Source organism: Polaribacter sp. BAL334 (genome assembly GCF_015767435.1).
In the GTDB taxonomy this organism is placed as follows: domain Bacteria; phylum Bacteroidota; class Bacteroidia; order Flavobacteriales; family Flavobacteriaceae; genus Polaribacter.
Genome location: NZ_JADWOV010000272.1, coordinates 1 through 305, shown reverse-complemented (window position 1 = coordinate 305; position 305 = coordinate 1). Strand labels below are relative to the sequence as shown.

Annotated in this window: 1 protein-coding gene; it reads right to left on the bottom strand. The window is 34.1% G+C overall.

What is annotated here, in order from left to right:
- The coding region (locus tag IU405_RS07660) for a hypothetical protein (protein ID WP_197438027.1) at window positions 1-305 on the bottom strand (305 nt) is incomplete at both ends.

Here is a 305-nt window from a genome sequence, read left to right as displayed (position 1 = left end):
TCTATAGATGGTGTATAAGCATTTGCTCCAGAAAAAGTAAAATATAATGTTTTGGGACTTCCAACATAAGAAAACTCATAAAAACCGGTTTTATCTTGGGTTACTTTAACATCTAAAGTTCCTAGATCATTGCCTCCAATTGTTGTACCTCCACTCATGGTTCCTTGACTATAAATAGAACCATAAAAACGAATTTTACTTGTTCCTGTAACATCAATTTCTAATGAGTTTCCTTCTTTAAAAACAACACCATACCCTGAACTATGCCATAATGAAGTAGCTGCCTGTGTCCTAACTTTTCCATC